11 protein-coding genes are annotated in these 13,861 nt (G+C 47.0%); 7 read left to right on the forward strand and 4 right to left on the reverse strand.

Going from position 1 to position 13,861, the window contains the following annotated elements:
• Positions 1 to 104: 104 nt before the first annotated feature.
• The gene (gene dtd, locus QTO06_RS04995; RefSeq protein ID WP_010650498.1) at positions 105 to 539 is read right to left on the reverse strand and encodes a D-aminoacyl-tRNA deacylase; all 435 of its coding nucleotides are present in this window, start codon (positions 537 to 539) and stop codon (positions 105 to 107) included.
• Positions 511 to 1,455, reverse strand: a complete 945-nt coding sequence (locus tag QTO06_RS05000) for a virulence factor BrkB family protein (RefSeq protein ID WP_005529070.1) — start codon at positions 1,453 to 1,455, stop codon at positions 511 to 513. The genes dtd and QTO06_RS05000 overlap by 29 nt, the downstream gene beginning before the upstream one ends.
• Positions 1,456 to 1,490: 35 nt before the next feature.
• Between QTO06_RS05000 and QTO06_RS05005 the strand changes: the two genes are divergently transcribed.
• Positions 1,491 to 2,132, forward strand: coding sequence for a DUF2959 domain-containing protein (locus QTO06_RS05005; protein WP_005529068.1), 642 nt, complete (start codon positions 1,491 to 1,493; stop codon positions 2,130 to 2,132).
• Between the two features lie 92 nt (positions 2,133 to 2,224).
• Here QTO06_RS05005 and QTO06_RS05010 read toward each other — a convergent pair whose 3' ends face one another.
• Positions 2,225 to 2,779, reverse strand: a complete 555-nt coding sequence (locus QTO06_RS05010) for an AAA family ATPase (protein WP_331407044.1) — start codon at positions 2,777 to 2,779, stop codon at positions 2,225 to 2,227.
• 73 nt (positions 2,780 to 2,852) lie between these two features.
• Complete coding sequence (gene typA / locus QTO06_RS05015; protein ID WP_331407045.1) at positions 2,853 to 4,682, reverse strand: translational GTPase TypA; 1,830 nt, start codon at positions 4,680 to 4,682, stop codon at positions 2,853 to 2,855.
• Positions 4,683 to 5,211: 529 nt separating this feature from the next.
• Here typA and glnA point away from each other — a divergent pair.
• The 6 genes from glnA (at position 5,212) to add (ending at position 13,855) form a co-directional block, all read left to right on the forward strand.
• Entirely contained in the window at positions 5,212 to 6,621 is a 1,410-nt protein-coding gene (gene glnA / locus QTO06_RS05020) for a glutamate--ammonia ligase (RefSeq protein ID WP_005529054.1), read from the forward strand.
• Positions 6,622 to 6,818: 197 nt separating this feature from the next.
• Positions 6,819 to 7,400 carry a DUF4124 domain-containing protein gene (locus QTO06_RS05025; RefSeq protein ID WP_045368277.1) on the forward strand — a complete coding sequence of 194 codons (582 nt, stop codon included), beginning with the start codon at positions 6,819 to 6,821 and terminating at the stop codon, positions 7,398 to 7,400.
• A gap of 105 nt (positions 7,401 to 7,505) precedes the next feature.
• A complete protein-coding gene (gene glnL, locus QTO06_RS05030; protein WP_032803151.1) occupies positions 7,506 to 8,576 on the forward strand; it encodes a nitrogen regulation protein NR(II) in 1,071 nt (356 codons plus the stop codon).
• 60 nt (positions 8,577 to 8,636) lie between these two features.
• Positions 8,637 to 10,040 (forward strand): nitrogen regulation protein NR(I), encoded by a 1,404-nt coding sequence (gene glnG / locus QTO06_RS05035; protein ID WP_005434528.1) that lies wholly within the window; start codon positions 8,637 to 8,639, stop codon positions 10,038 to 10,040.
• A 112-nt stretch (positions 10,041 to 10,152) separates the two neighbouring features.
• Complete coding sequence (locus QTO06_RS05040; protein ID WP_331407046.1) at positions 10,153 to 12,699, forward strand: bifunctional diguanylate cyclase/phosphodiesterase; 2,547 nt, start codon at positions 10,153 to 10,155, stop codon at positions 12,697 to 12,699.
• 151 nt (positions 12,700 to 12,850) lie between these two features.
• Entirely contained in the window at positions 12,851 to 13,855 is a 1,005-nt protein-coding gene (gene add, locus QTO06_RS05045) for an adenosine deaminase (protein ID WP_331407047.1), read from the forward strand.
• Positions 13,856 to 13,861: the final 6 nt, after the last annotated feature.

Genomic DNA, 13,861 nt, shown 5'->3' on the forward strand with positions numbered 1-13,861 from the left:
ATCCTTTGAAAGTACAAATCAAATGAAAGCTTTAGGAGAAAATACCCAAGCAAATTCAATTTACTTGGGCTTAAAGCTTAGACCATGATGTTATGGTTGCCAGATTAGACCTGTAGCCAAAAAGTCACTGGACCGTCATTAATTAATGACACTTTCATATCTGCCGCGAAGCGACCGCGTTGTGTTGGCAGTTCTTGCTCACACAAGTCCGAGAAGTAGTCATACAAACGTTCTGCATCCGCAGGGTGCGCGCCGCGAGAAAAGCCTGCGCGAGTGCCCTTTTTGGTATCCGCTGGTAACGTAAATTGAGACACCACCAAAACCTGACCGTTCACTTGTTTGACGTTGAGGTTCATTTTGCCTTCGTCGTCTTCAAACACACGATAAGTGGTTACACGCTCCATCAAACGTTTTGCTTTTGCTTCATCATCGTCCTTCTCTACACCAAGTAGGACAAGTAGACCTTGGTCGATTTCACCGACAACTTCACCGTCTACACGAACGGCGGCTTCACTGACTCGTTGAATTAGCGCTATCACGACTCTCGCTTCCTTCATCTGTTAATTGTAATTCAGCGGTCGAGTGTATCATTTCTAAGTCGTCACTCCAGTGCTCTCTTTCACCCAGAGCGGCCGTGACTTCCGCACCAATGAGCACAATCAACCAGCACAAATACACCCACACAAACAGAATCGGAATCGCAGCAAGCGCGCCGTAAATCAATTGGTAAGAAGGGAATTGAGTAATGTAGAAAGCAAAGCCCTTCTTACTCAATTCAAACAACACCGCAGCTATGGCAGCACCGATAGCACCGTGGGACAGATAAACCTTCTTGTTTGGCACTAAGAAGTACAACCCCATGAATGCGAAGAATGACAGCAGCAGAGGCAGCCAGCGCAAAAACAGGTTATAAGCGCCCGACAAGGTTTCGTTTTCAATCAGCTTAAGCGATGTTACGTAAGAGGTTGCGGCAATACTCGCGCCGACCAGAATCGGACCAAGGGTCAACACCATCCAGTACATAGAAAATGAGAATACTGGGCGACGTTTGTCTTTCACTCGCCAAATGTAGTTTAAGTTTTTGTCGATGTTGGAAATCAGCATCAAGGCAGCAACAAACAAGAATGCCCCCCCCACGGCGGTCATCTTGCCTGTATTCGATACAAACTCTTGCAATGCGGTTCTTACCGCATCACCAGAAGCGGGGACGAAGTTATCAATGATATACCCTTGCAAGGTTTCGCCCACATTCTCAAATACCGGAAACTTCGACAATATCGACAGCAATACCGTCAACATCGGAACAATAGACAACAATGTGATGTAAGCTAAATAGCCTGCGTTAACATTGACGCGATCGTGCGTCATGCGCTTGAGCAAATATTGGAAAAACGCGACGCTCCCCGGCACGAGCTTGCTCAATCTCACCTTGTAACTCTCTGATAACTGGTTCATAGTTCATCCCATAAATTAGCGTCGAGGACATAAGAATGCCTTATTTATTAGCAATTGTACTATCAATTTTCACTTTGACAGGATGTCAATCCGCATATTATTCAGCAATGGAGCAAGTGGGATACCACAAACGCGACATTATGGTTGACCGCGTGGAAGACGCCAAAGAGTCTCAACAAGATGCACAAGAAGAGTTTACCAGCGCGCTAGAAGCCCTTTCGGCACTGACCAACTTTGACGGCGGTGAGCTAGAAAGCGTCTACAACAACATTAACGACAAATACGAAGACAGCGAAAAAGCGGCGCAAGATGTGCGCGACCGTATTGCTGCAATTGAAGATGTGTCGGATGCTCTATTTGAAGAGTGGCAAGGCGAGCTAGACCTGTACACCAGCGCCAAACTTCGTCGCTCTAGCGAACAGAAGCTGCGTGAAACCAAAGCCTCTTACAAAAGTATGCTAAGCGCGATGAAGCGTGCAGAAGACAAGATGACGCCGGTGTTGAATACGCTGCGTGACAACACGCTTTACCTCAAGCATAACTTGAACGCAAGCGCGATCGGCTCACTGAAAGGCGAGTTCTCTAGCCTAGAGAAAGACATCCAATACGCAATTAAGCAAATGAATGCCGCGATTGCTGAGTCAGATAAGTTCTTACAACAGCTGAACCAAAAGTAATTTGATAAAGCCTCCTCCTCGTGAGGAGGTTTTGCTATCTAGCGACCAAGCTATTCAGTTCTTCACTTAGCTAGCTGAGTATCTACCGAGCTCTATTCACCTTTTTCATCTTCTACCTCGGCCACTAACCCCATCACTTGTCGAACAAACGCCACTCGTTCTCCCACACCTCCCCATGGTACTTCGACGACTTCATAACCCAGTTCCACATAGGTATCGACTAGGGTTTGATGGATTTGCAGGGCCTCTTCAAAGCTATGTGGGCGCACATCGTCTTGAACATAGATAGAGGCCTCAGGTCGACAAGTGAGCACCTTACTCTGGTACCCAACACTCTCAATCAAGAAGGCTTGCTCAACAGGACAACCGCCTACTTGTAGGTATGCCACGATGTCTGGGATAGCGCGGTCCACGAAGGCGACCTCATGACTCAGTGCGTCTTGCTTTTGCTTGCCCATCAACTCAAGGCATAAGTTAGCGAACTCAGGTAGGTTAGTCCAAGGCAAGACACCGTTGTCCAGCTGGCTTTGCTGTTCAATCAAGGTGCGAGAGCCCTCAGCAAAGGTGGCATACCCCAACTCACCCAACGCATTCAGTAAAGTGGTTTTACCCGCTCCGGGACCACCCGTAATCACGATTGGCTGCATAGCCTTGTTCCTTTAGATACAAAAAAACCCGAGCGAAACTCGGGTTTTTCTTAATAGAATCCGTTACAGCAGATTATTTTGCTGAACGTGAAGCACGTTTACGATCGCTTTCCGTTAGGAATTTCTTACGGATACGGATGCTTTCAGGTGTTACTTCTACTAGTTCGTCATCATCGATGAACTCTAGTGCTTGCTCAAGAGTCATCTTGATTGGCGGAGTAAGAACCTGTGCGTCATCTGTACCAGATGCACGAACGTTAGTTAGCTGCTTACCTTTCAGTGCGTTTACTGTTAGGTCGTTGTCGCGGCTGTGAATACCGATAACCATGCCTTCGTAAACTTCAACACCGTGACCGATAAATAGACGACCACGTTCTTGTAGGTTAAACAGTGCGTTTGTTAGCGCTTTACCCATCGCGTTCGCGATTAGTACACCGTTAACACGTTGACCGATGTTACCGCCTTTGTGTGGGCCGTAGTGGTCAAATGTATGGTATAGAAGACCAGAACCTGAAGTCAGTGTCATGAATTCAGTTTGGAAACCGATAAGACCACGTGATGGCATTTCGAAGTCCATACGTACACGACCTTTACCATCTGGAGACATGTCTTTCAGCTCACCTTTACGTAGGCCAATGTTCTCCATGATGCCGCCTTGGTGCTCTTCCATAACGTCGATCGTTACAGTCTCGAACGGTTCCATTAGCTGACCATCTTCTTCTTTGATGATTACTTCTGGACGAGATACAGCAAGCTCAAAGCCTTCACGACGCATGTTTTCGATCAGGATAGAAAGGTGAAGTTCACCACGACCTGATACGCGGAATTTGTCTGGATCGTCTGTTTGCTCAACGCGTAGTGCAACGTTGTGTACCAATTCTTTCTCTAGACGCTCAAGGATGTTACGTGAAGTCACGAACTTACCTTCTTTACCAGCGAATGGAGACGTGTTTACTTGGAACGTCATCGTTACTGTTGGTTCATCAACAGAAAGCGCAGGTAGTGCTTCTACTTGGTTTTGTGCACAGATAGTGTCAGAGATTTTTAGCTCACCAAGGCCAGTAATTGCAACGATATCACCCGCGTTCGCTTGCTCAACTTCGTGACGATCTAGGCCTAGGTAGCCCATTACTGTGCCCACTTTACCGTTGCGAGTTTTACCGTCAGCACCGATAACTGTTACTTGTTGGTTTGGCTTAACGCTACCACGAGTTACACGAGCAACACCGATAACACCAACGTAAGAGCTGTAATCTAGCTGAGAAACTTGCATCTGTAGAGGACCGTCTAGGTCAACTTGAGGTGCAGTTACTTCTTCAACGATAGTTTGGAATAGTGGTTCCATGTTCTCGCCAGTTTCGCCTTCTTCTAGCGCAGCCCAACCGTTAAGTGCAGAAGCGTAAACTACTTTAAAGTCTAGCTGTTCGTCAGTTGCACCTAGGTTGTCGAATAGGTCGAATACTTGGTCCATAACCCAATCAGGACGAGCACCAGGACGGTCAATCTTGTTGATTACAACGATTGGCTTAAGACCGTGCGCGAATGCTTTTTGAGTTACGAAACGCGTTTGCGGCATTGGGCCGTCAACTGCGTCAACGATAAGTAGTACTGAATCTACCATCGACATGATACGTTCTACTTCACCACCGAAGTCCGCGTGTCCCGGAGTATCTACGATGTTGATGCGGTAGTCATTCCAGTTAATTGCTGTGTTTTTAGCAAGAATGGTAATGCCACGCTCTTTCTCAATGTCGTTCGAGTCCATGACTCGCTCTTCAGCTTCACCGCGAGACTCTAGCGTGCCTGATTGTTGTAGCAGCTTGTCAACCAACGTTGTTTTACCGTGGTCAACGTGCGCGATAATCGCGATATTTCTTAATTTATCAATCTGTGGAGTAGCCATGGATATTGATTCACTTAGATAGATGAAATGCCCCCATGCCGAGAACGGGTGCTCTCTGGCGACATTTGCTGATTAAAAAAACGGCCATAATGTACCAGATTTTAGCAAAAAGCCTAGAAATATGTGATCTACTCCTTAGCTTTTCTATCAATTTTACGCTTAGCGCCCACTTTCTTCCGTTACTCGAATTGATTCAACGCAATTTTATTCCAATCATTGCTTATTACAAATTGACTCTTGCTCAAAATCTGGGCTAGATAAGCAACGTGATTGTCACATTGTGGTGCAATAATTTAAATTAGCACCATTATGGTGCATTCGGAGATCATTTTGGTGCAAACGTTTGCACCAAACTAGCATCTAAAAACTTAATTCCTTGAAATTAATGGAATAATTTTTTTGGCACGGTTTTGGCTTTAGAGAAACCAGCATCGATTAATAAAATGTCAAACAGATTAATCAATGCTGGATTTAATCAAATTTTCATAAATCGAGCTTACCGCTTTATTAACACTGGAGGTTATCCAAGATGTCAGTAGAAAACGTTTTATCACTGATCCAAGAAAACGAAGTTAAGTTTGTTGACCTACGCTTCACTGATACAAAAGGTAAAGAGCAGCACATCTCTATCCCTGCTCACCAAATCGACGCAGACTTCTTCGAAGAAGGTAAAATGTTCGATGGTTCATCAGTTGCTGGCTGGAAAGGCATTAACGAATCAGACATGGTTATGATGCCAGACGCATCTTCTGCAGTGCTTGACCCATTCACTGAAGATGCAACGCTAAACATCCGTTGTGACATCCTTGAGCCTGCAACAATGCAAGGCTACGACCGCGACCCTCGCTCTATCGCTAAGCGTGCTGAAGACTTCATGCGTTCTACTGGTATTGCAGACACAGTACTTATCGGCCCTGAGCCAGAGTTCTTCCTATTTGACGACGTTAAGTTCGCGACTGACATGTCTGGTTCTTTCTTTAAGATTGACGACGTAGAAGCAGCGTGGAACACAGGCTCTGATTACGAAGAAGGTAACAAAGGTCACCGTCCAGGCGTTAAAGGTGGTTACTTCCCAGTAGCTCCAGTAGATTCATCTCAAGACATCCGTTCTGCTATGTGTCTAGTAATGGAAGAGATGGGCCTAGTTGTTGAAGCGCACCACCACGAAGTAGCAACTGCGGGTCAAAACGAAATCGCAACTCGCTTCAACACACTAACAACCAAAGCTGACGAAATCCAAATCTACAAGTACGTTGTACACAACGTTGCTCACGCGTTTGGTAAGACAGCGACATTCATGCCTAAGCCACTTGTTGGTGACAACGGTAGCGGTATGCACGTTCACCAATCTCTAGCAAAAGACGGTGTAAACCTATTTGCTGGTGACAAGTACGGCGGCCTATCTGAAACTGCACTTTACTACATCGGCGGTATCATCAAGCACGCTCGCGCAATCAACGCATTTGCTAACCCATCAACTAACTCGTACAAGCGTCTTGTACCAGGCTTCGAAGCGCCAGTTATGCTAGCTTACTCAGCACGTAACCGTTCTGCTTCTATCCGTATCCCAGTGGTACCAAGTCCTAAAGCGCGTCGTATCGAAGTTCGTTTTGGTGACCCAGCGGCTAACCCATACCTAGCGTTCGCAGCAATGCTAATGGCTGGTCTTGACGGTATTAAGAACAAGATCCACCCAGGCGAAGCGATGGATAAAGACCTTTACGACCTACCAGCTGAAGAAGCAGCAGAAATCCCAACCGTTGCATACTCACTGAAAGATGCTCTAGAAGAACTAGATGCTGACCGTGAGTTCCTAACAGCAGGCGGCGTATTCTCTGATGACTTCATCGATTCTTACATCGGTCTTAAGTCTCAAGATGTAGAGAAAGTAAACATGACAACTCACCCACTTGAGTTCGAACTTTACTACTCTGTATAAGGTCTCAACTGTGTAAAATGTAAACACAGAAACAAAATATTAGGCTCGCCTCGCAGGCGGGCCTTTTTTGTATTCGCTCGCCCTATATGGGCGTTTAACATGGAGGGATAACTAAAATACGCTCAAACTCTTTTACTTGATAAGTCAAAGAGCTAAGCAATCCAAACGTGAAATCATCTATCAAAAGAAGGTGAGCAATGAAAGTTCAGCTTTTACCATCGCTATGCGCCTTAAGTGGCTTACTGATCGCCACAACAGTCTCTGCTCAAGTCGCTTACACTTGGGTCGATAAAGACGGCGTTGTGCATTTTAGCGATACTCCAAACCAAGGCGCAAAAGCCATCTCGCTACCTAATCTAGAATCCAGTGCGCCAGCACCAAAAGTAGAAAGTACCGAGTCTCTGGCACCACAAGCAAAAACGACATCAGAGCCCACAACAGATGAGCAAACAAAGGCAGAAAAGCCACTGCCTCTTTCCCTTTCTATGCTCACGCCACAGCATGATGAAACCATTCGCAGCAACCCTGGCGCTATCAATATCCAACTCGAAGCCAACCGTAAATTGGGGATTGGCGAGCAGTTGCAACTCTTCCTTGATGGTAAGCCATATGGGGCGCCACAAAGCCGTTTAACTTGGCAATTGAAGAACATCGATCGTGGTACACACACCCTTGCGGTACAAGCCAAAAGAAGCGGCAAGCTTATTGCATCTACTAGCCCTATAACGGTGCATTTACATAGAGCGAGTATCAAGCCGACCATTAAAGGGGCAAAGTAGAATATTAAGTGAAAAAACCGCACTCTGATGGCGCTTTTCACTTTTTCTTCTTAGGTTTATTCGCCATACTTACGTTCTATTGCACCAATATAGTGCAGCGCACAAATACAACGCAAACAAGGACGTAATGTGGATACCAGTCTCTCCAGTGCCATTCTCAACAACATGGTGACAGCAACGCTGATTCTCGATGATGGATTAGCCGTTCGCTACGCCAACCCTGCAGCTGAGTTATTGTTCTCACAAAGCGCCAAGCGTATTGTCGAGCAGTCGTTGTCTCAGCTGATTCAGCATGCGTCATTGGATCTCGCGCTACTTACGCAACCTCTACAGAGCGGACAAAGCATCACGGACAGTGACGTGACCTTTGTGGTTGATGGCCGCCCTTTGATGCTGGAAGTGACTGTCAGCCCGATCACATGGCAGAAGCAGCTAATGCTGCTGGTTGAGATGCGTAAAATTGACCAACAACGCCGCCTCACTCAAGAGCTTAACCAACACGCCCAACAGCAGGCGGCGAAACTGTTGGTGCGTGGTTTGGCACATGAAATCAAAAATCCACTCGGCGGTTTACGCGGTGCAGCACAGCTGCTAGAGAAAATGCTGCCTGATCCTTCTTTGACGGAATACACCCACATCATTATTGAACAAGCCGACCGCTTGAGAGCATTAGTCGATCGCTTGCTAGGCCCTCAAAAACCGGGCAAAAAGACCCAAGAGAACCTACACCAAGTGCTTGAAAAGGTGCGTCAATTGGTTGAGTTAGAATCTCAGCATTCGGTTGTGATTGAGCGCGATTACGACCCTAGCTTGCCAGAGATTTTGATGGATGCTGACCAAATCGAACAGGCGATGCTCAACATTGTTAGCAATGCGGCGCAAATTCTCTCTCACCAAGAGCATGGCAAAATAACCATACGCACCAGAACGGTGCATCAAGCCAATATTCATGGTCAGCGTTGCAAACTCGCGGCGCGTGTCGAGATCACCGATAACGGTCCAGGTATCCCGCCAGAACTACAAGACACGCTCTTCTACCCGATGGTCAGTGGCCGCGAGGGCGGAACGGGACTTGGCTTGTCTATTTCACAAAATTTGATCGACCAGCACAACGGCAAGATTGATGTCGAGAGCTGGCCAGGTCACACCACTTTTACAATTTATTTGCCAATCTGACTTGATTAAATGGCTTTTCGATTCGTCAGTTTTTAGGCTTTTGCTGCAAGGATTTATTACATGAGTAAAGGATATGTTTGGGTCGTCGATGACGACAGTTCGATTCGCTGGGTAATGGAGAAAACCCTCTCCTCTGCCAACATAAAATGCGAAACCTATGCGGACGGAGAAAGCGTGTTAATGGCGCTAGAGCGTGAAGTACCAGACGTTTTAGTTTCTGACATTCGCATGCCGGGTATCGATGGCTTGGAGCTACTAAAGCAAGTTCAGCGCGATTACCCCGACCTTCCCGTGATCATAATGACGGCGCACTCCGATTTGGATGCGGCGGTGAACGCTTATCAAAAAGGCGCTTTCGAATACCTACCAAAGCCATTTGATATTGATGAAACTCTAACGCTAGTAGAACGTGCGATAGCCCATAGCCAAGAGAACAAACGCGAACAACTTCTACCTGATGATATCCCAACCGACACACCTGAAATTATTGGTGAAGCTCCTGCGATGCAGGAAGTGTTTCGCGCCATCGGTCGTTTATCGCGCTCTTCGATTTCTGTTCTGATCAACGGAGAGTCAGGTACCGGTAAAGAACTGGTTGCTCATGCCCTGCACCGCCACAGCCCGCGCGCCAATAAACCTTTTATTGCCCTCAATATGGCCGCGATCCCAAAAGACTTAATTGAATCGGAGTTGTTTGGTCACGAGAAAGGCGCGTTTACTGGTGCGAATAGTGTCCGTCAAGGTCGTTTTGAGCAAGCCAATGGCGGTACCCTGTTTTTGGATGAAATCGGCGACATGCCGCTGGATATCCAAACGCGTTTATTGCGTGTTTTGGCGGACGGTCAGTTCTACCGAGTCGGCGGCCACTCGCCAATTCGCGTGGATGTTCGCATCGTAGCGGCAACCCACCAAAACCTAGAAAAACTGGTTCACGAAGGCGATTTCCGCGAGGATTTATTCCACCGTTTGAACGTCATTCGTGTGCAGATCCCAGCGCTTAGAGAACGTAAACAAGACATCGAAAAACTGACGCAGCACTTCTTGGTTCGTGCGGCTGATGAGCTCGGTGTCGAAACCAAAACACTGCATCCTTCTTCGGTCGAAATTCTTAACCGTCTCGATTGGCCGGGTAACGTGCGTCAGTTAGAAAACATCTGTCGTTGGTTGACAGTGATGGCAAGCGGTAGCGAAGTCTTGCCAAGTGACTTGCCCGCTGAATTGCTAGAAGAGAAGAAAATCATCACCGAAGCCACCAGCGGCAGTTGGCAAGAACAATTAGCGGATTGGGCACGCCATGCGCTAGAAGCCGGGGATAAAGAACTGCTTTCCTACGCTTTACCAGAATTTGAACGCATTTTATTGGAAGCGGCGTTAGAACACACTAAAGGTCACAAGCAAGATGCCGCTAAAGTACTTGGATGGGGACGCAATACCCTAACCCGGAAATTAAAAGAATTGTACTGACCTCGAGCGGTTACGAGTTTGACAAATGGTTATCAAGCGCACACTTTTTCGCTCGCTTGATAACCTAAGTGTCAGTACAATTATGGTACGACACACCTTATGTGACTAGGCAATGTCAAACACAACGACTCAAATTACACTACGCACTGCTGTTCTCATCCCATTTGTGATGATTTTTTTGCTGGCTATCGGTGTGATTGTCTACGTCCAAAAACAGAGCTACGAAGAAGTCGTCACCGACATCAGTGACAAACAGCTTTCAGTATTGACTGAAAGTGTTCACGACCACCTCAATGACTACCTGCGTAAACCTTTCACCGCAGTCAATGCGCTGGGGCACAACGTTAGCTACCACAACTTATATCATCCTAACGACACCAAAGATATCCAAGCTTATTTGTTGAGTGCATTTAAAGATTTGTACCACTCAATACCGCAGCTGGATGTGATTGCGTTTGGATCTGAATCCGGTGACTTTACCGGCTTCCGACGCGAAGCGGGTGACAGCTACACGCTGATGGTTCAAGACCATCGTACTGATGGTAATTTGGTTATTTACGGCAGTGAAGACGTCAGTGATGATATTCGTACTGTGATTGCTCCTTACGACCCTCGTACCCGCCCGTGGTATCAGCCTGTCGCTCAAGAGCAAAGAGCTCGTTGGTCACCGATTTACGCCAATGCCGATGAGCGCCAAGACATCACCCTTTCGGCCATGACTCCCATTTACGAGCTAGGCGAGTTTGCAGGTGTTCTCGTTACCGACATTCGCATCAACACCTTTAACTTGTTCTTACAAGATCTCAAGCGAGATACCAGCGCATCCGTTTACATCATAGATCAAGAACACCGCTTAGTGGCGCACTCAGGGCAAGGCAGTGTGATTTCTTGGGGAACAAAGTTCTCAGAAAAGGGACAGCGTTTACTGGCTTCGGAAAGTGCAGATCCTATCATCCAAATGAGTGCGTCTCGCCTAATGGGCCAAGACCTCAGCCACAGCGACAAACCTTACACATTCGAGTTCGACTTCAACGGTCAACGTACCTTTAGCCGCATCACACCGTACTACGATGCCAATGGCTTAACTTGGTTTATTGGCACTTCAATCTCAGAAACAGAGTTACTCGGTACGCTACCGAAAAGCCAACAAAAGAGTTGGATAGTCGGCTTTTTAGTCAGTTTATTTGGCATCGTTATTAGCATGCTGATATTCAATCGGGTTACTCGTCCCATCAATGCTACCGCAACAGCCGCACAGCATTTAGCAAAAGGGGATTGGGATAGCACTATGCCTAAGCCGGGCTACGTGTACGAAACAACCGTTCTGGTGCAAGCCTTTAATGAAATGACAAGAAATCTAAAAGCGTCATTTAGAGCGCTGCGTGAACAGCTTGAATTTGACTCTCTTACCCGCTTATACAGCCGTCAAGGATTGATCGAAATAAGTGAAACACTGCCACATTCTAGCCAAGGTAGCTTGTATCTTATCGGGATCAACAAATTTAGGGATATCAACGACAGCATCGGCCATCACAATGGCGATCAGTTGCTGATTCATATTGCAGAGCGACTCAAACAGCAACTTCATGACGAAGCGACACTCGCTCGAATTGGTGGTGACGAATTTGCGGTATTCATGCCAACGACACACTCAGATGAAGACATCAGTTTGATGGAGCGACGCCTACAACAACTGCTGGCAGCCCCATTTATGCTTGATGGTGAAACCGTTGTCGTCAAGATTTCTGTTGGTGTCGTTCGCACACAACCAGAGCAAACCATGTCGCTATGGTTGCGTAACGCCAGTATTGCGCTCAGCTATGCCAAACAGGATTCCCGCACCAGCGTTTGCCATTACAGCCCAGAGATGGCAAGTGCTTCTAAGTTCAGAACTCAGATGCTAGCGAAGATCCAGACGGGTATTGATAACCGGGAGTTTGTGCCTTTCTATCAGCCGATTATTGACCTCGCGACGGGCAATATTTGCGGAGCAGAAGCTTTGGCACGCTGGCACAGTGAGTCTGGCATGATTTCACCACTCGACTTCATCCCTATCGCGGAAGAAAGCGGTATGATCAAAACCATTGGTCAGCAAATCCTTTTCCAAGCTTGTAGTGACACTCGTAAAGCCATCGACAATAAGCAATGGCCGCAAGACTTCCAACTGCACGTGAATGTGTCAGTTCATCAGTTGTCGAGCCCTAACTTCGTTGAGTCCGTTGCAAAAGTTCTGCACACAACTGGCCTTGCAGCAAACAACGTGACGTTAGAGATTACCGAGTCGCGCATCATCGACAGTGCACCAACAACGTTGGATAACCTTCTCAAACTAAGAGAGATGGGACTGGGTATTGCGATTGATGATTTCGGTACGGGATATTCGTCATTAGCTTACTTACATGCGTTGCCGTTTACCTGCTTGAAGATAGATCGCACCTTTATTAATCGCCTCACCAAAGAGAACCTCGACAGCTCTGTAGTTGCGGCGATCATCAACATCACCAAGGGCATGAAAACCAACGTTGTGGCAGAAGGGGTAGAAACCGCTGCGCAAGCACAATTGCTCAGCTCGCTTGGATGTAATCAAGTGCAAGGCTTCTATTATAGCCGTCCTATGCCGATGGAAGAATGGCCAACACATTTGGTTAACATGAAGTAGAAAACAACGGAAATCGTTGAATTCCTAGTCATCCTCTACTGACAATCTACCTAACTGTTATTTATACTTAACTGCAAATCTTCCCCATGTATTGTCATTGATAATGTTTGGGCTGAGTTCCTGTTCACAACAAACAACCCGGATCGACATAATGATAACTAAGAATCTTCCCCTAACTGATTTGCACCGTCACCTTGACGGTAACATTCGTACTAAGACTATTCTTGAGCTTGGTCAGCAATTTGGTATTGCTCTACCTGCTTACGATATCGAATCGCTAACACCACACGTTCAAATTGTTGAAGCTGAGCCATCTCTTGTAGCCTTCCTTTCTAAGCTTGATTGGGGTGTGGCGGTACTGGGCGATCTAGACGCATGTCGCCGTGTTGCTTACGAAAACGTAGAAGACGCACTGAACGCACAAATCGACTACGCCGAACTTCGCTTCTCACCTTACTACATGGCAATGAAACACAAGTTACCTGTAGCAGGCGTGGTAGAAGCCGTGGTTGATGGCGTACAAGCGGGTATGCGCGACTTCGGTATCAAAGCAAACCTAATCGGTATCATGAGCCGTACTTTCGGCACTGATGCTTGCCAACAAGAGCTGGATGCGATCCTAAGCCAAAAAGACCACATGGTTGCTGTTGACCTAGCTGGTGATGAGCTTGGTCAACCGGGTGATCGTTTTGTTTCTCACTTCAAACAAGTGCGTGACGCAGGCCTGAATGTGACGGTCCACGCTGGTGAAGCTGCGGGTGCAGAAAGCATGTGGCAAGCGATCCAAGAACTTGGTGCGACACGTATCGGTCACGGCGTGAAAGCAATTCACGACCCTAAGCTGATGGACTACCTTGCAGAAAACCGCATTGGTATTGAATCGTGCCTAACGTCTAACTTCCAAACAAGTACGGTTGAGTCATTGGCAAATCACCCACTGAAACAGTTCCTAGATCACGGCGTACTTGCGTGTCTAAACACGGACGATCCAGCAGTGGAAGGTATTGAACTGCCTTACGAATACGAAGTAGCGGCACCAGCAGCAGGCCTGACTCAAGAACAGATTCGCCAAGCGCAAATCAACGGCCTAGATATCGCTTACCTGTCAGACGCAGAGAAAACTGAGCTGAAAGAAAAAGTGAAAGATCGTATTTAATTGCCG

It is taken from the genome of Vibrio sp. M260121, from assembly GCF_036533715.1.
In the GTDB taxonomy this organism is placed as follows: domain Bacteria; phylum Pseudomonadota; class Gammaproteobacteria; order Enterobacterales; family Vibrionaceae; genus Vibrio.

What these genes read in the sequence shown, in the direction of transcription:
- QTO06_RS05000 (WP_005529070.1), bottom strand. Translation starts at nt 1,455, where the DNA reads ATGAACCAGTTATCAGAGAGTTACAAGGTGAGATTGAGCAAGCTCGTG.
- QTO06_RS05005 (WP_005529068.1), top strand. Translation starts at nt 1,491, where the DNA reads ATGCCTTATTTATTAGCAATTGTACTATCAATTTTCACTTTGACAGGA.
- QTO06_RS05010 (WP_331407044.1), bottom strand. Translation starts at nt 2,779, where the DNA reads ATGCAGCCAATCGTGATTACGGGTGGTCCCGGAGCGGGTAAAACCACT.
- typA (WP_331407045.1), bottom strand. Translation starts at nt 4,682, where the DNA reads ATGGCTACTCCACAGATTGATAAATTAAGAAATATCGCGATTATCGCG.
- glnA (WP_005529054.1), top strand. Translation starts at nt 5,212, where the DNA reads ATGTCAGTAGAAAACGTTTTATCACTGATCCAAGAAAACGAAGTTAAG.
- QTO06_RS05025 (WP_045368277.1), top strand. Translation starts at nt 6,819, where the DNA reads ATGAAAGTTCAGCTTTTACCATCGCTATGCGCCTTAAGTGGCTTACTG.
- glnG (WP_005434528.1), top strand. Translation starts at nt 8,637, where the DNA reads ATGAGTAAAGGATATGTTTGGGTCGTCGATGACGACAGTTCGATTCGC.
- QTO06_RS05040 (WP_331407046.1), top strand. Translation starts at nt 10,153, where the DNA reads ATGTCAAACACAACGACTCAAATTACACTACGCACTGCTGTTCTCATC.
- add (WP_331407047.1), top strand. Translation starts at nt 12,851, where the DNA reads ATGATAACTAAGAATCTTCCCCTAACTGATTTGCACCGTCACCTTGAC.